Source organism: Cardiobacterium sp. Marseille-Q4385 (assembly GCF_916618745.1).
Taxonomy (GTDB): domain Bacteria; phylum Pseudomonadota; class Gammaproteobacteria; order Cardiobacteriales; family Cardiobacteriaceae; genus Cardiobacterium.
Window position 1 is genome coordinate 29,092 of sequence record NZ_OU745373.1, and the last position, 19,694, is coordinate 48,785.

General features: G+C 55.8%; 22 protein-coding genes. 15 read left to right on the forward strand and 7 right to left on the reverse strand.

The window, feature by feature from the left end; genetic code table 11:
- The first annotated feature begins 25 nt into the window (after nucleotides 1-25).
- A complete protein-coding gene (locus LG374_RS00170) occupies nucleotides 26-691 on the forward strand; it encodes a vancomycin high temperature exclusion protein (RefSeq protein ID WP_225755802.1) in 666 nt (221 codons plus the stop codon).
- A gap of 322 nt (nucleotides 692-1,013) precedes the next feature.
- On the opposite strand, the gene LG374_RS00175 is transcribed toward LG374_RS00170, so the two are convergent.
- Nucleotides 1,014-1,586: a pilin gene (locus tag LG374_RS00175; RefSeq protein WP_225757985.1), complete on the reverse strand. Its 573-nt coding sequence runs from the start codon at nucleotides 1,584-1,586 to the stop codon at nucleotides 1,014-1,016.
- Nucleotides 1,546-1,851 carry a hypothetical protein gene (locus LG374_RS00180; protein ID WP_225755803.1) on the reverse strand — a complete coding sequence of 102 codons (306 nt, stop codon included), beginning with the start codon at nucleotides 1,849-1,851 and terminating at the stop codon, nucleotides 1,546-1,548. Before LG374_RS00180 ends, LG374_RS00175 begins: the two co-directional genes overlap by 41 nt.
- A 117-nt stretch (nucleotides 1,852-1,968) precedes the next feature.
- Between LG374_RS00180 and hslV the strand changes: the two genes are divergently transcribed.
- Together hslV and hslU are read left to right on the forward strand one after the other, a co-directional pair.
- On the forward strand, nucleotides 1,969-2,508 hold the full coding sequence (gene hslV / locus LG374_RS00185; RefSeq protein WP_006985110.1) for an ATP-dependent protease subunit HslV: 540 nt from the start codon (nucleotides 1,969-1,971) through the stop codon (nucleotides 2,506-2,508).
- Nucleotides 2,509-2,694: 186 nt separating this feature from the next.
- Complete coding sequence (gene hslU / locus LG374_RS00190) at nucleotides 2,695-4,062, forward strand: ATP-dependent protease ATPase subunit HslU (protein ID WP_225755804.1); 1,368 nt, start codon at nucleotides 2,695-2,697, stop codon at nucleotides 4,060-4,062.
- A 58-nt stretch (nucleotides 4,063-4,120) separates the two neighbouring features.
- On the opposite strand, the gene LG374_RS00195 is transcribed toward hslU, so the two are convergent.
- Nucleotides 4,121-4,774 carry an IS1595 family transposase gene (locus tag LG374_RS00195; RefSeq protein ID WP_225755805.1) on the reverse strand — a complete coding sequence of 218 codons (654 nt, stop codon included), beginning with the start codon at nucleotides 4,772-4,774 and terminating at the stop codon, nucleotides 4,121-4,123.
- Nucleotides 4,775-4,944: 170 nt separating this feature from the next.
- Here LG374_RS00195 and LG374_RS00200 point away from each other — a divergent pair, with 170 nt between their 5' ends.
- Nucleotides 4,945-5,253 carry an IS630 transposase-related protein gene (locus tag LG374_RS00200; protein WP_225755806.1) on the forward strand — a complete coding sequence of 103 codons (309 nt, stop codon included), beginning with the start codon at nucleotides 4,945-4,947 and terminating at the stop codon, nucleotides 5,251-5,253.
- 20 nt (nucleotides 5,254-5,273) lie between these two features.
- Nucleotides 5,274-5,699 (forward strand): IS630 family transposase, encoded by a 426-nt coding sequence (locus LG374_RS00205; RefSeq protein WP_225757986.1) that lies wholly within the window; start codon nucleotides 5,274-5,276, stop codon nucleotides 5,697-5,699.
- A 306-nt stretch (nucleotides 5,700-6,005) separates the two neighbouring features.
- Here the strand turns inward: LG374_RS00205 and LG374_RS00210 are convergent, their stop codons facing one another.
- From LG374_RS00210 to LG374_RS00220, 3 genes are all read right to left on the reverse strand, one after another.
- On the reverse strand, nucleotides 6,006-6,452 hold the full coding sequence (locus LG374_RS00210; protein WP_225755807.1) for a hypothetical protein: 447 nt from the start codon (nucleotides 6,450-6,452) through the stop codon (nucleotides 6,006-6,008).
- 182 nt (nucleotides 6,453-6,634) lie between these two features.
- Nucleotides 6,635-7,819 carry an amino acid aminotransferase gene (locus tag LG374_RS00215; RefSeq protein ID WP_225755808.1) on the reverse strand — a complete coding sequence of 395 codons (1,185 nt, stop codon included), beginning with the start codon at nucleotides 7,817-7,819 and terminating at the stop codon, nucleotides 6,635-6,637.
- Entirely contained in the window at nucleotides 7,812-8,288 is a 477-nt protein-coding gene (locus LG374_RS00220) for an RDD family protein (RefSeq protein ID WP_225755809.1), read from the reverse strand. Before LG374_RS00220 ends, LG374_RS00215 begins: the two co-directional genes overlap by 8 nt.
- Before the next feature lie 125 nt (nucleotides 8,289-8,413).
- Between LG374_RS00220 and LG374_RS00225 the strand changes: the two genes are divergently transcribed.
- From LG374_RS00225 to LG374_RS00255, 7 genes are all read left to right on the forward strand, one after another.
- Entirely contained in the window at nucleotides 8,414-10,216 is a 1,803-nt protein-coding gene (locus LG374_RS00225) for a murein L,D-transpeptidase (protein ID WP_225755810.1), read from the forward strand.
- A 9-nt stretch (nucleotides 10,217-10,225) separates the two neighbouring features.
- A complete protein-coding gene (gene fabA / locus LG374_RS00230; RefSeq protein WP_225755811.1) occupies nucleotides 10,226-10,753 on the forward strand; it encodes a 3-hydroxyacyl-[acyl-carrier-protein] dehydratase FabA in 528 nt (175 codons plus the stop codon).
- Between the two features lie 21 nt (nucleotides 10,754-10,774).
- Nucleotides 10,775-11,992, forward strand: a complete 1,218-nt coding sequence (gene fabB, locus LG374_RS00235) for a beta-ketoacyl-ACP synthase I (protein WP_225755812.1) — start codon at nucleotides 10,775-10,777, stop codon at nucleotides 11,990-11,992.
- On the forward strand, nucleotides 11,979-12,839 hold the full coding sequence (locus LG374_RS00240; RefSeq protein ID WP_225755813.1) for a hypothetical protein: 861 nt from the start codon (nucleotides 11,979-11,981) through the stop codon (nucleotides 12,837-12,839). The genes fabB and LG374_RS00240 overlap by 14 nt, the downstream gene beginning before the upstream one ends.
- A gap of 5 nt (nucleotides 12,840-12,844) precedes the next feature.
- Entirely contained in the window at nucleotides 12,845-13,522 is a 678-nt protein-coding gene (locus LG374_RS00245; RefSeq protein WP_225755814.1) for an epoxyqueuosine reductase QueH, read from the forward strand.
- A 588-nt stretch (nucleotides 13,523-14,110) separates the two neighbouring features.
- A complete protein-coding gene (locus tag LG374_RS00250; protein WP_225755815.1) occupies nucleotides 14,111-15,592 on the forward strand; it encodes a DUF4178 domain-containing protein in 1,482 nt (493 codons plus the stop codon).
- A gap of 42 nt (nucleotides 15,593-15,634) precedes the next feature.
- Nucleotides 15,635-15,817: a hypothetical protein gene (locus LG374_RS00255; RefSeq protein ID WP_225755816.1), complete on the forward strand. Its 183-nt coding sequence runs from the start codon at nucleotides 15,635-15,637 to the stop codon at nucleotides 15,815-15,817.
- 277 nt (nucleotides 15,818-16,094) lie between these two features.
- Here the strand turns inward: LG374_RS00255 and dapE are convergent, their stop codons facing one another.
- Complete coding sequence (dapE, locus tag LG374_RS00260; protein WP_225755817.1) at nucleotides 16,095-17,240, reverse strand: succinyl-diaminopimelate desuccinylase; 1,146 nt, start codon at nucleotides 17,238-17,240, stop codon at nucleotides 16,095-16,097.
- Nucleotides 17,241-17,328: 88 nt separating this feature from the next.
- Here dapE and LG374_RS00265 point away from each other — a divergent pair, with 88 nt between their 5' ends.
- From LG374_RS00265 to LG374_RS00275, 3 genes are read left to right on the forward strand one after another with little or no spacing between them, the layout of a single operon-like run.
- Nucleotides 17,329-18,102, forward strand: a complete 774-nt coding sequence (locus tag LG374_RS00265; RefSeq protein WP_225755818.1) for an ATP-binding cassette domain-containing protein — start codon at nucleotides 17,329-17,331, stop codon at nucleotides 18,100-18,102.
- Between the two features lie 3 nt (nucleotides 18,103-18,105).
- A complete protein-coding gene (locus LG374_RS00270) occupies nucleotides 18,106-18,879 on the forward strand; it encodes a transporter substrate-binding domain-containing protein (RefSeq protein WP_225755819.1) in 774 nt (257 codons plus the stop codon).
- A gap of 39 nt (nucleotides 18,880-18,918) precedes the next feature.
- Entirely contained in the window at nucleotides 18,919-19,692 is a 774-nt protein-coding gene (locus tag LG374_RS00275) for a transporter substrate-binding domain-containing protein (RefSeq protein ID WP_225755820.1), read from the forward strand.
- Nucleotides 19,693-19,694: the final 2 nt, after the last annotated feature.

Below are 19,694 nucleotides of genomic sequence, written 5' to 3' on the forward strand. Positions count from 1 at the left end.
CCATTAGCGCCCCAAGGAGATTCCCGTGATACGCCGCATTTACTACATCCTGCTTGCCCTACTCGCCATCGCCATCCTCATCCCGGCGCTGTGTTACGCGTGGATAACCGTGAGTAGCCGTCCCTATCTGTATGACGACATCGACGCCCTCCCCGCCCGTCCGCTTGCCGTCGTCCTCGGCACCGCCAAATACACCACCGACGGTCGCATCAACCTCTACTACCGCGCCCGCATCAATGCCGCCGCCGAACTGTACCGGCGTGGCAAGGCGCAGTACTTCATCGTCAGCGGCGACAACCGCACCCTCACTTATAACGAACCGGCGCAAATGCGCAATGACCTCATCAATGCGGGCGTGCCGGCGGAGCGCATCCAGCCCGACTACGCTGGCCTGCGCACGCTCGACAGCGTCCTGCGCGCCGACAAAGTCTTCGGCAACCGCGACTACATTATCGTCAGCCAGCCCTTTCATAACGCGCGCGCTGTCTTCCTTGCCCGGCAGAACGGTCAGCAGGTTATCGCCTACAACGCCGCCAACCCCGGCACCGTCAAATACCGCCTGAAAACCCAGGTGCGGGAAATCGCCGCCCGCCTGCGCGCCGTGTGGGACTTACTGCGCGGCACCGAAGCACGCCATTACGGCGACCCGATTCCCTTTCCGCCCGCCGCTGATACGACACAACAACAATAACGGCGCCCAAGCGGTGTAGATACTGTGGCGGCGTAGGATGAATTTCAGCCTACCGAGCAGGCGCAAGCCTGCTTTTTGCATTCTTGAGCGTACGGAAGAAACACTGCCAAGCGGCAGAAACAGCGGCACCAAGTCCCTCCACCCGCTTGCGGGGGGAGGTGCCGCGTAGCGACGGAGGGGGGCAACATCGTAAACACGGACCCCACGCGAAGCAGCATCAATGCTGCGCTCGTCAAGCGCACGGGGTGGTTTTTCTCATGCACAAAGCCGTACGGGAATAAAAAAGCAGGCGGATGCCTGCTTTTTTATTTGAAAGATAGCTTTATTTATCAACATGGCGACAAGGCTTAGGCAGATATTGGCTGTCTATATTGGATACACAATCCCATTGATATGCAACGTCTTTTTTGCTTGGTACTAAAGACAATTTCTTGCCACGCAATTCTGGAGCGACGGGTTCTTCGTTATACAGCGTTGCTGTAATTACCCCTGGCTGCTTATCGCCAGATAAATTGACGCCGACCCTGACTTCTTTGACGTATTTACCACGAATATCAAATGCTTCAGCTATACCGGCATCTTTGTTATCTTTCGGCCATGTTCCTCTATTTGCATGCGATTCAGATACATCACCTTTTTGGCCACCAGCAAGATTCATCGCCTCATCTGCCTGATATTTGATAAGTATATGACTAATATAGGTTTCGAGTTCTTTTTGATTGGTAATATACGTACATTCAACATCTTTTGAGAAATATTGGCTTTCTATATTCGACGCGCACCCTTTATACCTACCGTTAAAGGGTATTGCTGAAATCTTTTTGCCACGCAATGCCGTGATATTAGGTTCATCGTTATAAAAAGTGGCGGTAACCACCCCCCGGCATTTTGTCATCAAGCAGGGTTTCACCTACTTTAATTTCCCTGATGTATTTGTTGTTGAGGTCTTCGGCAGTAGCGAGCCCCGCAGCGGCATTATCTGCCGGCATATCGCCATAGCGGGAGTTGTTCTCGATAACTTCTATTTGTTGGCCAATAAAAAAGCCTGCTTCTTTTACCTGTTCCTTGCCCTTCTCAATATCCTGCGTATCCGCCGCATAAGCGGTTGGCGCGAGAGCAAGTAAAACAGCGAGGCCAAGGGGGTAGATGTTTTTTGCCATGATGCACTCCATGTTGGGTTGAGGATTCGCGTCGCATCATACCCGCACCACACAAAAACTTGAAAGCGCCCTACCCGCCCCCAAAACGGCAGGACATTCACCAACCCAAGGCACATCATGTTTGACGCACATTCCACCACCATCCTCTCCGTCCGTCGTGGTCGTCACGTCGCCATCGCCGGCGACGGCCAGGTCTCGCTCGGCAACACCATCATGAAGGGCAACGCGCGCAAAATCCGCCGTCTCTACAAAAACCGTATCCTCGCCGGATTCGCCGGCGGCACCGCTGATGCCTTCACCCTTTTCGAGCGCTTTGAAGGCAAGCTGGAAGAACAAGATGGGCAACTGCTGCGCGCAGCGGTCGAGCTCGCCAAAGACTGGCGTACTGACCGCATGTTGCGCCGCCTGGAAGCGATGCTCATCGTCGCCGACGAAACCAGCACCCTCATTCTCTCCGGCAACGGCGACGTGGTTGAACCGGAAGACAGCATCGCCGCCATCGGCTCCGGCGGGATGTTTGCCCTTTCCGCCGCGCGCGCGCTGTATCACAACACCGAGATGGACGCGCTCACCATCGCCCGCAAGAGCCTCGAAATCGCGAGCGACATCTGCGTCTATACCAACCACAACATCATCACCGACGAACTGAAAGGCTAAACCAGGACTCCACATGGACAACAAAACCGAATACCGCGACCTCAACATGACGCCAAGAGACACGAGGGCGGCAAATGGTGGCGTTATCCGTTCCGCCCAATGCCTTTAGCCCCCCCAGCCCTTGCCTAACCCCACCGCCGCCCGAGCGCTCGCGGCGAATACCCAAACCTGATAAAGGAACCGAATATGGAAAAAACCACTGAATACCGCGACCTCAACATGACTCCGCGCGAGATTGTTGAAGAACTCGACCGCCACATCATCGGCCAGAAAGCAGCGAAGCGCGCCGTGGCAAACGCCCTGCGCAGCCGCTGGCGCCGCCGCCAGATTCCCGAGCCGATGCGCAGCGAAATCACCCCGAAGAACATCCTCATGATCGGGCCGACCGGTGTCGGTAAAACGGAAATCGCGCGTCGCCTCGCCAAACTCGCCGAAGCGCCTTTCGTCAAAGTAGAAGCGACCAAATTCACCGAAGTTGGCTACGTTGGCCGCGATGTGGACAGCATCATCCGCGATCTCGTCGAAACCAGCCTCAAACTCGAACGCGAACGCGCGCGCAAGCAGGTGCAGACCAAGGCGCGTGAAGCGGCGCTGGAACGCGTCCTTGACGTACTCGTGCCGCCGGCAAAAGGCAACAGCTGGCACGATGGTGCGAACGTCCCCGAAGACAATCCCGCGCGCAAGACCTACCGCGAACGTATCCTGCGCGAAGAACTGAACGACAAAATCATCGAAATCGACGTGCGCGACCAGCCCACCTCTGCCCACGTTGAAATCATGGCGCCGCCGGGGATGGAAGACATGAGCAGCCAGCTTTCCGAACTCTTCCAGAGCCTCGGCAAACAAAAAACCAGCAAGCAGAAAATCAAAATCGCCGACGCGCTCATCCAGCTCGCCGAAGAAGAAGCGGACAACCTCATCTCCGAGGCGGACATCAAACAACAGGCGATTGCGAACGCCGAGCAGAACGGCATCGTCTTCATCGACGAAATCGACAAAGTGGCGAAGCGCAGCGACGTGGGCGGCGCCGATGTCTCGCGCGAAGGCGTGCAGCGCGACCTCCTGCCGCTGGTCGAAGGCTCCACCGTCTCCACCAAATACGGCATGATCAAAACCGATCACATCCTCTTCATCGCCTCCGGCGCCTTCCACCTCGCCAAACCCTCCGACCTCATCCCCGAACTGCAAGGACGGATGCCGGTGCGGGTCGAGCTGGATGCGCTCGGCGTCGAAGACTTCCGCCGCATCCTCACCGAGCCGGATCACAGTCTCATCAAACAATATACCGCGCTGCTCGCCACCGAGGCGCTGCACCTTGAATTTACCGATGACGGCATCGAAAAAATCGCGGAAATCGCCTACCACGTCAACAAAACCACGGAAAACATCGGCGCACGCCGCCTGCACACCCTGATGGAACGGTTGACCGAAAGCCTCTCCTTCGACGCTGCCGACCGCCCCGACGGCGACCGCATCCTGATTGATGCTGCCTACGTCGAACAAGCCCTTGGCGAACTGTCGCAGAACGAGGATTTGAGCCGTTTCGTCCTCTGATAAACATGACAAAGCCCGCGCAAGCGGGCTTTTTTATAGGGGCTGTACTAGATTAGCCCTAAATTTCACACCAACAACGCAGCGTTTTTAGCTGCTGGGACGGCGTACCGAAGTTAAACCGAAATTCACATTCTTTCAAGAATAGCGGGAAAGATTTGCGGTCAATGCCGTTGTATTTGCGCAGTACACGCTTCGCCTGGTTCCAAAAATTTTCAATGCCGTTGATATGATTCTGGCGCTCGGCAAACGCTTTGCAATGGTTGATGCGGTGATGGATAAAACCGCTCACATCCAGTTTGTCATAACTGCTCAGGCTGTCTGTATAAACAATACTGTCAGGTATGATTTTCTTCTTGATAACAGGTAGTAAGCTTTCAGACTTGGCATTATCCACCACGACTGTATAGACCCGTCCGTTGCGTTTCAGAATGCCGAAGACAACAACTTTTCCTGCCGCACCGCGACCACGTCTGCCCTTGCGACGTCCGCCGAAATAGCTTTCGTCCAATTCGACAGAACCATCAAAAACTTCATCGGCAGCCAAGGTCAAACGATGGCTGATAACCATACGGATTTTGCGGTAGAACAGGACTGCCGAATTGGGATGGATACCCAAAATATCGGCGGCGGAACGTGCAGTAACTTCTAGCACAAAAAAACGGAGTAGTTCTTTCTGTACTTTTTTCTTTAATTTGCAGTGTGTTATCTTCATTTTTGGAGGGCAACATATCTGCCAATCTAGTACAGCCCCTTTTTATATGCCAATCCTCAATTTGTACATAACAAAGGCTCGTGTTACTTATCGAAGTGATTTTGTGCTAATGCTTCATTAAGCGGATAGTTATAGCTAAGATGCTTATTTTTTCATACAGGAGAATGATTATGGCCTACTCTCCCGACTTTCGTAAAAAAGTCCTGGAAACATTAAGTTGTGGATTATCGGTTCGAACTACTGCTGCACTATTTGGGATCCATTTCACGACCATTCAAAATTGGAAGAAACATCCTGAAAAAGCCAAAACACCACAAAAACGACCACCGAAAAAGATCCGCACAGAAGAACTCCTGGCTGATATTGAGATGTATCCAACAGATTATCTAAGCGAACGTGCCAAACGATTCAAATGCACACCCGCTGCTATCAGAAAGGCTATGCTACGCAATAAATTTAGTAAAAAAAGACGATACTGAAACACCCCAAGGCTTGTCCGATTAAACGGAATTGGTTCCAACGTTTTCAGACCTGCTTCCGTAAGCGCAAACTACCTTTGGTATATATTGACGAGAGTGGCTTCGGCAAAGACTGGATCAGGCGATATGGTTATTCACTTAGAGGACAGCGTTGTTACGCTGAGCATGATTGGCATGGTAAAAATCAAGTTAATGCTATAGGTGCGGTATATGAGAACAAGCTATTTGCTGTTGGCTTGTTCGAGCATAGCATTAATACTGATATTTTTAAGGCGTGGGTGGAGCAAACCTTGTTACCTGAACTGCCAAAAAACAGTGTAGTTGTGATGGATAATGCAGCTTTTCATAAAAGCAGCGAGATAGCTGATTTATTAAAGAAGAATGGGCATAGGATATTATGGCTTCCACCTTATAGCCCTGACTTAAACCCAATCGAGCATAAATAGGTATGGATTAAATCTATTCGCAATAAACTTCGATTAAATAATATTGACCTATTATTTAATATTTGTATGAATAATTAAGTATATTAGCCATATTAGATTTGTCGCTATCACGATTTGACCAACTCCCCATGAATGCTTTCTTCACAAGCAGGTGGGGGATTCTCTTGGCTTTTTGGTAGCCGTGTTTTGTGCATTTTGTAGTGCGGTCTCCTATGCAGGGGGAGTATTCGCCCGCAAGATGAATCCTGTCCGACAGGCCGCAGGTATAAAAAACGGGGCCAAGCCCCGTTTTTGTTATCACACGATTTATTTGTGGATTTTCCACTCGTTTTTGCCTTTCCCTTTGGTCAGGCGGACTTTGCCGTCTTTAGATTTGTATCCACCCTTGCTGGCGTTCAGGATGACGCCGTCCGGCAGGTCAGCGGCGAAGACTTCGGCTTTTTTCTTGTCCTTAGACAGGATGACGTACACAGCGAGGGTGTCATTGGCCGGGTCAACCAGCTGAATATCGGCGGCATCGAAGATTTGCACGCATTCGTTGCGCATGGTGGACCAGGTTTGACCGGCAGACGGCATGCAGCCGTGGGCGTCTTTTTCAGGTTCTACTGCCGGTTGCTCAACGGCTTGCTGTGCTGCTGCGGCATCAACCTCCGGCGGGGCGGGAGCAGGATCTGCTGGCGGGGTTTTATCACCGCCACCACAGGCGGCGAGGAGGCAAGCGGCAACAAGCAAGGACAAGGCATGTTTTTTCATCGGGTTCTCCGTGAGTTAAAAAGGTTTCCGCCGCTTCAAGCGGCGGGTGGATGCGGCGGAACCGCATCGGCGACCGATTTTCGGTGAGTTATTGTTTTTTAGCAAGGGTTTTGTTGTAAGGATGACACTTGCCGCACGGTAAGGAAAAAGCCGCCTGACGGCGGCTTTTTGTTTGAGCTGCGTTACAGCACCGCTTTGACGGCTTCAGCTAGGCGGGCAACTTCCGCTTCGTTTTTCATGCCGGCGATGTTGATACGGCCTTCGCCGACCATGTACACGGCATAGTCGTTACGCAGGCGTTCGACGCGTTCTTTACCGAGCGGCAGCAGGGTGAACATGCCCCGGTGCGAATCGGTGATGAAGCGCCAGTCACCGCCACAGGTCTTGGTCAGTGCATCGGCGAGTTGCTGACGGCGCAGGCGGATGTAGGCGCTGACTTCGTTCAGTTCTTTTTCCCAGTCGGCGCGCAGGGCACTGTCACTCAGGATTTCTGCAACAACAGCGGCGCCGTGGTCGGGCGGCATGGAGACCATCGCGCGGCTCGCGGTTGCAAGGTAGCTGCGCAGGGCATCGGCAGTGCGCGCGTCTTTGGCGATGGTGAGAACGACACCGACGCGTTCGCGGTAGAGGCCAAAGTTTTTCGAGCAGGAGGCAGCGATGAAGAGGGTTTCGAGACTGGAAGCGAGTTTGCGCACGCCGTAGGCATCCGGCTCGATACCTTCGCCGAAGCCGAGGTAGGCGAGGTCAATTACGGGCAGGAAACCGCGTTTGGCTGCGATGTCGGCGACTTTGTCCCAGTCTGCCGGGGTCAGGTCGGCGCCGCTGGGGTTGTGGCAGCAGCCGTGCAACAGCACGATGTCGTCTGGCCCCATTTTTTCGAGAGCAGCAAGGAAGGCATCACGGTTGACGATGCTTTTCTCGCGATCGTAGTAGGGGTAGGTTTTGGCGGCAAAGCCGCAAGCACCGAAGATGGCGTGGTGGTTGCCCCAGGTCGGATCGGGTGTCCAGAATTGTTTGCCAGCGGCAATTTGGCGCAGGACTTCAGCGACGATGCGTAATGCACCGGTGCCGGCGACGGCCTGGTTCTGGCGTACGCGGTTCGTGTCGTAGCTGCTGCCGAGGATGAGTTCGGCCATACGCTGGTTGTAGTCGTCTTTACCGTTGACGCCGACGTATTTTTTTGTGGTTTGCCGTTGCCAGATGCGCTGTTCAGCTGCTTTGACGGCGCGCATGACTGGCGTCTCGCCCGTGGTGTCCTGGAAGATGCCAACGCCAACGTCGATTTTTTCAGGGCGCGGATCGTCGCGGCACAGTTTGGACAGTTTCAGGATGGGATCGTCTGGCAGTTTTTCGATGTGCTCAAACATGGGTTTTCCTTTTTTTGGCTGAGGGATAAGGGTTGGTTGGTAACAGGTAGAGGCGAGTGCGCGAGAGGCGGTCGTAGAGGGTACAGCCGTCCACATCAAGGTAGCGCCACCATAGGCCGATTCCCGCTGGGGCGCAAGTGAGAAGGGCGCAGCACCAGCGCTTGCAGGCACGTGCGATGGTGAGCGGTTGGCCGTTCTCGTCGGCAACGGCAAGCCGCCAAGCGCGCATGCCGAGGGTCTGCCCCTGCCGCGTCCAGAAGTAAAGGTAGAAAGCGAGCCAAGTAGCAAGCAGTGCCGCTTGTAGCAGGTAATGCAGCGCACCGCCGGTAATGGCCTCGCCTTTGTTGAAGATGATGAAGAGGAAGCCGACGCCAATCCAGCAAGCAGCGAGCAGCATGGCGTCGTAAGCGATAGCGGCAAGATGGCGCATGAGCGGGGCAGGACGGGCGTCGGCGATAATCAGGGGCATAGCGGCAGTATGTGGCGGATTTTCCGCATACTAACACGGCGGCGGCTTGTGGAAAATTCCGCGACGAGGCGACCGTTTGCCGCTAAAATGTCGCCGTTTTTTCACTATTTTGCAGGGAACTGTTCATGAATGTTTTTTCGCGGTATCGCATCGCTTCTGTTTTTGCCCTACTGGCTGTCTCCGGCGCGACCTTTGCTCAGGAAGCGGTTAATGAAGAAGCGGTATTTGACGATGCGCCACCTTCGCTTGCCGACAATCTGCCGCCTGATCCGTCTGCGGCGACCAGCGAACTATCAGAAATGGTTGCTGACGGCGCCGCACCGCAAGAAACCATGACGCAGACGCATCAATCCATCATCGGCGAAGCGATGCGCCCGTTTAACAGCCGCCGTATCGAGTTGATTGAAGCACTGGTATTGAATCCGACGGAAGTCTCTTATAACGGACAGAGTTATCCGCTGAAAAACCCCCAACGTCTGCGCCTTTTTTATGAAAACGAGCAATATCCGACGGTATGGACGCAGGAAAATAACTTGCTGGAACGGGTGGACGGGTTGAAACGGCTGATTGCCGATGCGCCGCAGGATGCCCTGCCGCCTGCCCGCTACCACAGTGCGCTGATTAACAACCTGCAAGCCGGCGCGCAATACGATGATATCGTTCCGCTGGAATTGTTGCTCACCGATGCCTACCTCACCCTCGCCGGCGACCTTGCTAACGGCCTGGTCAACCCGCGTAAAACACATCCCGAATGGAATGCCGAAGGCGTCAGCGATGAAGCGTTGGGCGATATGCTGGCGCAAGGTGTCGTCTCCGGTGACATCGAAACTGCCATACGCACCATCAACGACGGCAACCCGCGTTATCAAGCGCTGAAACAGCGTTATAACGCCGTTATCGGCAACGCCATCCTTACCCCGACGAACAGCAGCAGCAATAGTGCGCCGTTGCCGAAAGTTACCCTGCGTCCCGGCATGAATCACGAAGCCGTCGCTATCCTGCGTGACAAACTCGGTATCCCGGCAGAAGGCGGCGACCCCTTCTACTACGACGACACCCTGGCTGACGCCGTCCTTACCTACCAGCAAAGCCACGGTCTGAAAGCCGACGGCATTGTCAGCGGCAAGACCCGCAACATGCTCAATGGCGGCAACAAAAGCGGCGGTACGCGTAATGCCAGCGCCGACAGTCTGATGATCAACATGGAGCGGCTACGCTGGCTGCCGCAGGACATGGGGGAGACCTACGTTCTTGTGAACATCCCGTCCTACTATGTCAAAATGTATCGCGGCAACGAAACCGTGTACGAAACCAAAGCCATCATGGGTCGTCGCGACCGACAAACCCCTGCTTTCACCAATCACCTGCGCCACATCGTAATGAGTCCGAGCTGGACCGTACCGCCGACCATCATGAAAAAAGACAAGATCAACAAACTGCGCAGCAATCCTGGTGCATTCGATGGCAGCTTCGATGCCGTTGTAGGCGGACGCGTCATGCGGCCAAGCGCCGTCAACTGGGGCTCACCCGCTGCCGTGCACTACACCCTGCGACAAAAACCCGGCGCGCGTAACGCCTTGGGCAAAGTCAAATTCCTGTTCCCGAATAAACACGCCATCTACCTGCACGACACCCCGAGCAAAGGTCTTTTCAGCCGCAGCGATCGTGCCCTCAGTTCCGGCTGTGTCCGCCTGCAAAAACCCGAAGAATTTGCCAACGTCCTGCTTAATAACAACGGCTGGTCATCCGAGCGCATCAAAAAAGCGATGAACCAGAGCAAAGAACAATGGGTAAACACCCCGGAAACCCCCATCTACCTTGTGTACTGGACCACCTGGACCGAACCGGACGGCAGACTGCAAACCGCTGGCGACATCTACGGCAAGGACAACACCCTCTTGCAACAATACAAAAAAGCGCTGAATTAAGGAGGCACCATGACCAGCACGCATACCCCGCAAAACAGCTACAGCAAAGAAGAACTGCTCGCCTGCGGACGCGGCGAAATCTTCGGCGCGGGCAACGCCCAGCTGCCGCTGCCCAACATGCTGATGATGGACCGCATCACCACCATCAACAAAGACGGTGGCAAATATGGCAAAGGCGAAATTATCGCCGAATTCGATATTCATCCCGACCTGTGGTTCTTCGCCTGCCACTTCCAGGGCGATCCCGTCATGCCCGGCTGCCTCGGTTTGGACGCCATGTGGCAACTCGTCGGCTTCTACCTCGCCTGGAGCGGCGGTGTCGGACGCGGCCGGGCGCTTGGTTGCGGCGAAGTCAAGTTCAGCGGCCAAGTCCTGCCGACCCACAAAAAAATTACCTACCACATCCACATCAAACGTCTCATCATGCGCCAGCTCATCCTCGGCATCGCCGATGCGACCGCCAGCGTTGATGGGCGCGAAATCTACAACGGCACCGACCTCAAAGTCGGCCTATTCACCAGCACCGACAGCTTCTAACCCCATAAAGAGAGCAACAACATGAAACGCGTCGTCGTCACCGGTATGGGCATCGTGTCCAGCATCGGCAACAACTGCAAAGAAGTCCTCACTTCCCTGCAACATCTCAAATCCGGTATCACCCACAGCGCTGTCTTCGCTGAAAAAGGTCTGCGTTCCCAAGTCGAAGGAAGCATCAACATCGATACCAAAGCGCACATCGACCGCAAAATCCTGCGCTTCATGGGTGATGCCGCTGCCTACTGCTACATCGCCATGAAAGAAGCCATCGAGCAGGCCCGTCTCCTGCCCGAGCAGATCTCCAACATCCGTACCGGCCTCGTCGTCGGTAACGGTGGTGCCAGCCCCTCCGCCCAAGTCGAAGCGGCAGACACCCTGCGCGCCAGCGGCGTCAAACGCATCGGCCCCTATGCCGTTACCAAAACCATGGCCTCCACCACCTCCGCTTGCCTGGCTACCCCCTTTGCCATCAAAGGCGTGAACTACTCCATCAGCTCTGCCTGCTCCACCAGCGCGCACTGCATCGGCCACGCCGCCGAACTCATCCAGATGGGCAAACAGGACATCGTCTTCGCCGGTGGCGGTGAAGAAGTCCACTGGACCATGACCAGCATGTTTGACGCCATGGGTGCCCTATCCACCAACTACAACGCCACCCCCGAAATCGCTTCACGCGCCTACGACGCGAACCGCGATGGCTTCGTCATCTCCGGCGGCGGCAGTGTCCTCGTCCTTGAAGAATACGAACACGCCAAAGCACGCGGTGCCGACATTATTGCCGAACTCACCGGCTACGGTGCTACTTCGGACGGCTACGACATGGTGCAGCCCTCTGGTGAAGGGGCCGTGCGCTGCATGCAAATGGCCATGGCCACCCATCCGGGCGGTATTGACTACATCAACGCCCACGGCACCTCTACTCCCGTCGGCGATACCCGTGAACTCGAAGCTATCAAAGCCGCCTTTGCCGGTAAAACCGTGCCGCCGATCAGTTCGACCAAATCCCTGACTGGTCACGCCCTCGGCGCCGCTGGTTCAAACGAAGCCATCTACTCGCTGCTCATGTTGCAACATGGCTTCCTGACCGCCTCGGCGCATATCGACACCCTTGATGAAAACGCCGTTGACCTGCCCATTCTGCGTGAAAATCGCCAGCAAACCCTTAACGCCGTCATGAGTAACAGCTTCGGCTTTGGCGGCACCAATGCCACCCTCATCTTCAGCCGTGTTAACGCCTAAGCCCCGCGCCATCCTCCTGCTCGCCGTGCTCACCTTCGGCGTGCAGGCGGGTGCCCAATACATCACTGGCGAAGAACAGCCCTTGCGCCCTGATCCCATCCCCGCCGGACACACCGTACAACAACCTGCCGAAACCCCGGCCGCCGGTAAAAAAAATAAAAAGACGCAGAAGAAGGGCGAACAGCCCGCTGCTGCAGAACAACCGCTGCCAAGCGCGGAGAACCTCGAAGCCTATACTGCTGCGCAAATTGTCGAACAGGCCCAGCTTGAGGCAGCTGCCAAACAAGAAGCTGCGCAAAAAGCCGCAGAACAAGCGGCACAAGCCGAGGCAGCCGCCAAAGCAGCAGCAGAACAAACGGCGCAAGCCGAAGCGGCTGCGCAAAACGCCGTCCAGGACGCACAAGCCTCCGCACAAAACGGCGACAACCCGGTAGCCGAACACCCTGCACAAGGCGCAGATAGCGGCGAAGTCCCCGGTGTAGAAGTCCCACAAGAGGATGCCGATAACGTCGCCCTCCTGCCCGTCGAACGTCTTACCCCGCCGCCACCGCCGACTGAAACTGTCATCGTTGAACAGGCCATCTACCGCTGCCCACAAGGTAAAGGCTACATCTACGTTGATGCCGATGCCAAAAAAGGTCGTGGTCGCTGCACCCTTTACCGCGCCGCAAAAACCGAAGAAGTCCCGGTCGGTAGCCAGCCCGAAAAACCCCTGCCCGGCGGCAGTGCCAGTTGTAGTGGCACCATCAACTACAAAGGCAACACCTATCTCTTCCGCGACGGCATGCCTTGCCCCATCCCGGACAACATCTTCCGCCGCTTGACCCCGGCTGCGAGCAGCCGCTAAATACCATGACCAACCCAACACCCTACCAACGCCCCAAACTCATCCCACCCGACGGCCATAACAAAGTCCTGCTACATTCCTGCTGCGCCCCCTGCTCAGGCGAAGTCATGGAAGCCTTGCTTGCCTCGGGAATCGACTACACCATCTTCTTCTACAACCCTAATATCCACCCGCGCCGCGAATACGAAATCCGTAAGCACGAAAACATCGCCTTCGCCGAAAAACACAACATCCCTTTCGTTGATTGCGACTACGACACCGATAACTGGTTCGCCCGCGCCAAAGGCATGGAATGGGAACCTGAACGCGGCAAACGCTGCACCATGTGTTTTGATATGCGCTTTGAGCGTACTGCGCTCTACGCCCATGAACACGGCTTCCCCGTCATCACCAGCTCGCTGGGCATCAGCCGCTGGAAAAACATGGAGCAAATCAACGAATGCGGCCTGCGCGCCGCCGAACCCTATCCCGATGTCCAGTACTGGACCTTCAACTGGCGCAAAGGTGGTGGCTCACAGCGGATGATCGAAATCAGCAAGCGCGAGCACTTCTACATGCAGGAATACTGCGGCTGCATCTATTCCCTGCGCGATACCAATGCTTGGCGCCTGAAAAATGGACGCGGCAAAATCAAACTCGGTGTGATGTATTACGGCGATGACGACATGCCGCCAGAAAAATAGCCTATGAACGCAGTTACTGAATTACCAAAAATAACAAAAATGTAGGTTAAATTTAGCTCGCCATTAGGTAGATACCATTGTTATATGGCGAAGCTACATGATGTAAAAGAAACCCCTTTCTTCTGACGAATTACTGAAACAAAAAGAAAACGAACTCATCGCCTTGCGCACCCTGATAACCATTCTGCAAAAGGGAAAATGACAGGTTGTACGCCACAGCGATAACCCTATCAGAGCAGCGTCACGAAAGATTATAAGACTGTGAACGGTCTTTTTGTCACTCATCCGCACAAGAATGGTATTACCCAAAATGTAGGGAGAGCTTTAGCCCACTATTAAACGGCGGGCAATCGTTATTACTTTCCGGGAATGCTTTGGATATTGCCGTTATCGAGGCTGACAAATTAGGCAAACGAGAAAAAAGGAAAGCGTCATCAGCCGAATAGGCACAGTGATATGGCTATATCTTTGTACTGACGTTAATTTTTCGTACTATACTGATCACAAAGACAGGCAGATTGCTGCGGCGTCGGTCTTTCCGCTTGTTCATCATCCACCCCGATAATCACCGCCCGGTACGAGTTCGCCATGACCCAAGGCATCTTCCACACAACCTGCCCCAGCTGCGGCGGCCCCGTGCACAGCTACAGCGCCAGCGCCAAAACTCTTGTTTGTCCCTACTGCCGCAGCCTGCTCATCCGCGATGGCGCGAGCGTCAGCGACAGCGGCGAAGACAGCACGCCTTTCGAGGATTACAGCCCGCTGCAAATCGGCACCACCGGGCACGATCAAGGGCAGGCCTTTACCATCGTCGGTCGCCTGCAAGCCCGCTACGACGCCGGTATCTGGAACGAATGGTATCTCTTCTACAATGACGGCAGCAGCGGCTGGTTATCCGAAAGCGGCGATCAGTACGTTCTCACCCGCCCCGCCACCAGCAGCGCCACCCTGCCCAACTTCGCCGACATTCGCGCCGGCGAAAGCCGGCTCACCGTGGACGGCAATGTTTATTTGGCCGCCGATGTGCGCGACATCACGCTTGAACGCGCCAGCGCCGAAGGCGAACTACCCTACCCTTTCAGCGGCACACGCCACAATCGCGTCGCCGATTACCGCTGCGAAAGCCATTTCCTGACACTGGATTACGGTGAAGAACCGCCCGAAATTTTTATTGGGCGTGGCGTTGCCCTCGCCGACCTTGCTCTCGCCAACACCCGCAGCGATGCGCAGATTCTCGACACTGCCGGTGCCCTCAAAGGCAGTCGCGCCAGCGGTAACTGTCCGCACTGCGGTGCTCCGGTGGACTGGCTGCGTGGCCTTACCCCGACCATTATCTGCCCCAGCTGCGGCAGCGATCTGGAGAGCAACAGTCTCATTGCCAGCGCCCACACAACCGGCGAGCGGCAGCAAAAGATTGCCGAGCGTCACTCTTTGCCGCTTGGTGCCGAAGCCGATATTGACGGCAACAAATATACGCTCATCGGCTTGGTTTATAAGGAAGAAATAGGCGAAAACAGCGGCTGGACGGAATATTTGCTCTATCATCCGCAGCAAGGTTTCCTGTGGCTGGTCGAAACCGACGACGGCGAATGGAGCGTCAGCCATACCTTGAATGACTGGCCGGCATTGAAGGGTAATGGCGCGCCACGCGGCATGGGGAAACTTTATGATTACCGCAGCCGCGTTCGCCATGCTGCCGGGGCTTTTTACTGGCACATCAAAAAAGGCGACGAACTCGCGCACCATGATTATGACGCCGGTAAACGGGAGAAACTGAGCGCTGAACAAAACGCGCAAGAGCTCAACTGGAGCCGCAGCATTCCAACCAGCCGCAAGCAGATCGAAAGATGGTTTGGTCTCAAGCTAAAAGAGACCGGCGGGAACGATGAGCAAAATAGCTGCCTCGGCTGCTTTTACATTCTGTTCATCATCTATCTCATCCTGAATTTCCCCGCCTGGCTGGCGATGAACGACGATGCTCTTGTCACTTCACTTGTCATTAGCGGCATTATCTTTACCGCCCTCTACCGCATCGGCAAACGCGCGGACGGCGGCGGAACAGATGAATAGGTTCATGACTGAACCGCATTCTTTATCTTCGGCAGAATTTCCATGAATCCCAAAACATATCGGCTCATTGCCTCCATCGCCTTCTTCGTCAGCACCACCATCAATTACAGCCTGAGTAACCCGACACCCGGCACGACAGCCGGTAGCCGCAGTTACTCCGGCAGCAGTATCAATTGGGGCAGTGGCAGCAGTAGCGGCGGCGGCAGCAGTAGCTGGCACAAATAGCTGTTCATCTCGCAGCGGGGAAATCTTTTTAGCAACAGCGGAAATCCCTCCTCCCGCTTGCGAAAGGAGAGGAAGCAGCCTTCTGCCCTGCCAAGCGCGGTTCATTCTGTGGGCGCATTACCTACCCTAACGTCCTCGCACTGAAGCGGAGAAGGGAAGCCTCCTTTGCTTAATTAACGTTTTTCCGCTTATCAAGATGGATAGACATTTATGGGGATTTTGTCCACAAAAAGGGGAGGCGAGCCCACGCTCCGCCTCCCCTTTTGCGTCGTTGCTATTATCGCTTCAGCCGCTGCCACAATTCGCGCACGGTGTCTTCGTAGATAGCGGCAAGCGGGGCAAGATCGGCGACGCGGACGTGTTCGTCAATCTGGTGCAGGCTGCTGCCGACGGGGCCAAATTCGATGGTTGCCGTGCCGCCTTTAGCGAGGAAGCGGGCGTCCGAGGTGCCGCCGCCGGTGTCGTAATCAAGGCCGGTGCCGCAGTGGCGGGCCACCGCGCTGCGTAGCGCCTGCATCAGGGCGGTGTTTTCGGTGAGAAATGGCTCGCCCGCAAGTTTCCATTGGTATTCGGCGCGGGTTTCGCGCTCTTCCATGAGGGGCTCGATAAGGGCAATGGTTTTTTGTTGCAGGTGGCCGCTGTGGTGCTGGTTGTTGTAGCGCCAGTTCATTTTGCAGGCAGCACTGGCGGGGACGACGTTTTCCGCACCGCTGCCGCCAGTGATGTTGCTGACTTGGAAGGAGGTCGGCGGGAAATGGGCGTTGCCGCTGTCCCAAACGGTAGCGGTAAGGCGATGGATAACGGCAGCGAGCGCGTGGATGGGGTTGCGCGCGTTAGCCGGATAGGCGACGTGGCCTTGTTTGCCGTGGATGGTGAGGTGCAGGTGCAGCGAACCGCGCCGCCCGTGTCGCGCCTGGTCGCCAAGCTGGGCACGACAGGAGGGCTCGCCGACGATGGCGTAGTCAATGTGGGTGCCTTCTTCGCGCAGTTGTTGCAGTACGGCTTGGGTGCCGTGGATGCCGTCGCCTTCTTCGTCACTGGTGAGCAGCAGGGCGAGGGTGCCGTTGTGTGCGGTGGCGGCAAGACGTTCAAGGGCGACGGTCATCGCCGCTACGCCTGCTTTCATGTCGGCGGCGCCACGTCCATAGAGGTTGCCGTCGCGGATGGTGGGCGCAAATGGCGGTGATTGCCATAGCGCCTCGTCGCCAGGCGGAACAACGTCGGTATGTCCGGCGAAAGCGACGAGCGGCGCGCCATTGCCGTGCGTTGCCCAAAGGTTGTCGGTGTCGCCGAGACGGATATGACGCACGGTAAAGCCTGCCGCTTGCAGGCGCGCGCCAATGAGTTGCTGGCAGCCGGCATCTTCGGGCGTGATGGAAGGACGGCGGATAAGGTCTTGCAGGAGGTCGAGTGTAGGGTTCATGGGCTTGATTTCCGAAAGGCTGGCATTGTATAGACAAGCGGGGCGGTTGGTGTAGAATCGACCTCTTTCTTTTATTTTGGAGGCTCCGGTGAGCGAGATTCCGGCTTTGCAAGCTATTGATATTCACAAGTCCTTCGGCAATGTCGAGGTGCTTAAAGGGATTTCCCTCACCGCGCATCGCGGCGATGTGGTTTCCATCCTCGGCTCGTCCGGTTCGGGCAAGAGCACTTTCCTGCGCTGCCTCAATTTTCTCGAAATGCCGGATCGTGGCGAGGTCCGCGTCGCCGGTGAGGTCGTGCAGATTAAAGAGAAGAAGGGCACGCGCGAAGCGGGCAGTCTGCGCCAGATTCAGCGGGTGCGCTCGAAGCTGGCGATGGTCTTCCAAAATTTCAACCTGTGGCAGCACAAGACGGTGTTGCAGAATCTGATTGAGGCGCCGGTGCACGTTTTGAAAGTGCCGAAGGCGGAAGCGACGGAACGCGCAGCGGCGCTGTTGCACAAGGTCGGTCTCTATGACCGGCGCGATTATTATCCGAACAGGCTTTCCGGCGGCCAGCAGCAGCGGGTAGCGATTGCCCGCGCGCTTGCGATGGAGCCGGATGCGCTTTTGTTCGACGAACCGACTTCGGCGCTCGACCCGGAACTGGTCGGCGATGTGCTGCGCTTGATGCAGGAACTGGCAGCCGAGGGGCGGACGATGATTGTCGTCACCCACGAAATGGGTTTCGCCCGCGAGGTGTCCAGCCATGTCATGTTCCTGCATCAGGGGCAGATCGAAGAAGAGGGACCGCCGGAAAAGCTGTTTTTCCACAGCGATTCCGAGCGCGTCCGTCAGTTTTTGTCCAACAGCCTCAAAGGATAAATCATGAAAAAAACACTCGCTCTTGCTCTCGCGGCAGGCTTTGCCGCCCAGACTTTCGCTGCGGATGGCGTTCTCGTTCTCGCTACCGACGGCACCTACCCGCCCTTTTCCGAAATGGACGGCAGCGGCAAGCTGACTGGCTTCGATATCGATATCGGTCTTGCCCTTTGCGCCCAAATGAAGCGCGAATGCCGCTTCCAGCAAATGGACTGGGAAGGTCTGATCCCGGCGCTGAAAACCGACAAAATCGACGCCATCGTCGCCTCCATGAATGACACTCCGGAACGCCGCGAAAGCGTCGCCTTTACCGACCCGTATTACACCAATCCTGGTCTCTTCGTCCGCGCCAAAGGCAGCAGCATCGAGCCGACCCCGGCAGGCGTGAAAGGCAAAACCGTCGGCGTCTTGCGCGCCTCCATCTTCGACAACTACGTCACCGACAAATTCCCCGAAGCGAACATCCAGCGCTACACCGGACAGGATGAAGCCAACCAGGATGCCCTCGCCGGACGCGTTGACCTGCTCTTTGCTGACAAAATCGTGATGGAAGAAGGCTTCCTGCAACGCGACGAAGGCAAAGACTTCGAAGCCGTCGGCCCCGAAGAGAACGACAAAAAATACTTTGGCGAAGGCATTTCCATCGCCGTGCGCAAAGAAGACGACAAACTGCGCGAAGCCTTCAATACCGCGTTGAAAGCCATCAAAGAAAATGGCGAGTACAAAAAAATCAACGACAAATACTTCAAGTACGACATCTCCGGCGGTACCGCCAAATAATGCCTTTCCCTTTTATCCAACAGACATCAAGGTGCAAACATGAAAAAAATCCTGGCTCTCGCCCTCACTGCTGCCTTCGCCGCTCCGGCTTTTGCCGCTGACGACGTCCTGGTCTTCTCCACCGACGGCACCTATCCGCCATTCTCCGAAACCGGCAGCGACGGCAAAATGACCGGCTTTGACATCGACATCGGCCTCGCCCTCTGTGCCCAAATGAAGCGCGAATGCCGCTACGAACAAATGGACTGGGAAGGCCTGATTCCGGCACTGAAAACGCACAAAATCGACGCCATCGTCGCCTCCATGAACGACACCCCGGAACGCCGCGAAAGCATCTCTTTCACCGACCCGTATTACAGCAACCCCGGCATCTTCGTCCGCGCCAAAGGCAGCAGCATCGAGCCGACCCCAGCAGGTGTGAAAGGCAAAACCGTGGGCGTACTGCGCGCCTCCATCTTCGACACCTACGTCACCGACAACTTCCCTGATGCCAATATCCAGCGCTACACCTCCCAAGAAGACGCCAACCAGGACGCCCTGGCCGGACGTGTTGACCTGCTCTTCGCCGACAAAATCGTGATGGAAGACGGCTTCCTGCAACGCGACGAAGGCAAAGACTTCGAACAGGCAGGCACCGACGTGGACGACAAAAAATACTTCGGTGCAGGCATCTCCATCGGCCTGCGCAAAGACGACGACAAACTGCGCGAAGACCTGAACGCTGCGCTCAAAGCCATCAAAGAAAACGGCGAATACAAAAAAGTGAACGACAAATACTTCAAGTACGACATCTCCGGCGGCACGGCGAAATAACC

What these genes read in the sequence shown, in the direction of transcription:
- fabA (WP_225755811.1), top strand. Translation starts at nt 10,226, where the DNA reads ATGACCAGCACGCATACCCCGCAAAACAGCTACAGCAAAGAAGAACTG.
- LG374_RS00215 (WP_225755808.1), bottom strand. Translation starts at nt 7,819, where the DNA reads ATGTTTGAGCACATCGAAAAACTGCCAGACGATCCCATCCTGAAACTG.
- LG374_RS00220 (WP_225755809.1), bottom strand. Translation starts at nt 8,288, where the DNA reads ATGCCCCTGATTATCGCCGACGCCCGTCCTGCCCCGCTCATGCGCCAT.
- hslU (WP_225755804.1), top strand. Translation starts at nt 2,695, where the DNA reads ATGGAAAAAACCACTGAATACCGCGACCTCAACATGACTCCGCGCGAG.
- LG374_RS00210 (WP_225755807.1), bottom strand. Translation starts at nt 6,452, where the DNA reads ATGAAAAAACATGCCTTGTCCTTGCTTGTTGCCGCTTGCCTCCTCGCC.
- hslV (WP_006985110.1), top strand. Translation starts at nt 1,969, where the DNA reads ATGTTTGACGCACATTCCACCACCATCCTCTCCGTCCGTCGTGGTCGT.
- LG374_RS00275 (WP_225755820.1), top strand. Translation starts at nt 18,919, where the DNA reads ATGAAAAAAATCCTGGCTCTCGCCCTCACTGCTGCCTTCGCCGCTCCG.
- LG374_RS00270 (WP_225755819.1), top strand. Translation starts at nt 18,106, where the DNA reads ATGAAAAAAACACTCGCTCTTGCTCTCGCGGCAGGCTTTGCCGCCCAG.
- LG374_RS00180 (WP_225755803.1), bottom strand. Translation starts at nt 1,851, where the DNA reads ATGGCAAAAAACATCTACCCCCTTGGCCTCGCTGTTTTACTTGCTCTC.
- dapE (WP_225755817.1), bottom strand. Translation starts at nt 17,240, where the DNA reads ATGAACCCTACACTCGACCTCCTGCAAGACCTTATCCGCCGTCCTTCC.
- LG374_RS00195 (WP_225755805.1), bottom strand. Translation starts at nt 4,774, where the DNA reads ATGAAGATAACACACTGCAAATTAAAGAAAAAAGTACAGAAAGAACTA.
- LG374_RS00250 (WP_225755815.1), top strand. Translation starts at nt 14,111, where the DNA reads ATGACCCAAGGCATCTTCCACACAACCTGCCCCAGCTGCGGCGGCCCC.
- LG374_RS00255 (WP_225755816.1), top strand. Translation starts at nt 15,635, where the DNA reads ATGAATCCCAAAACATATCGGCTCATTGCCTCCATCGCCTTCTTCGTC.
- LG374_RS00175 (WP_225757985.1), bottom strand. Translation starts at nt 1,586, where the DNA reads ATGACAAAATGCCGGGGGGTGGTTACCGCCACTTTTTATAACGATGAA.
- LG374_RS00200 (WP_225755806.1), top strand. Translation starts at nt 4,945, where the DNA reads ATGGCCTACTCTCCCGACTTTCGTAAAAAAGTCCTGGAAACATTAAGT.
- LG374_RS00245 (WP_225755814.1), top strand. Translation starts at nt 12,845, where the DNA reads ATGACCAACCCAACACCCTACCAACGCCCCAAACTCATCCCACCCGAC.
- fabB (WP_225755812.1), top strand. Translation starts at nt 10,775, where the DNA reads ATGAAACGCGTCGTCGTCACCGGTATGGGCATCGTGTCCAGCATCGGC.
- LG374_RS00225 (WP_225755810.1), top strand. Translation starts at nt 8,414, where the DNA reads ATGAATGTTTTTTCGCGGTATCGCATCGCTTCTGTTTTTGCCCTACTG.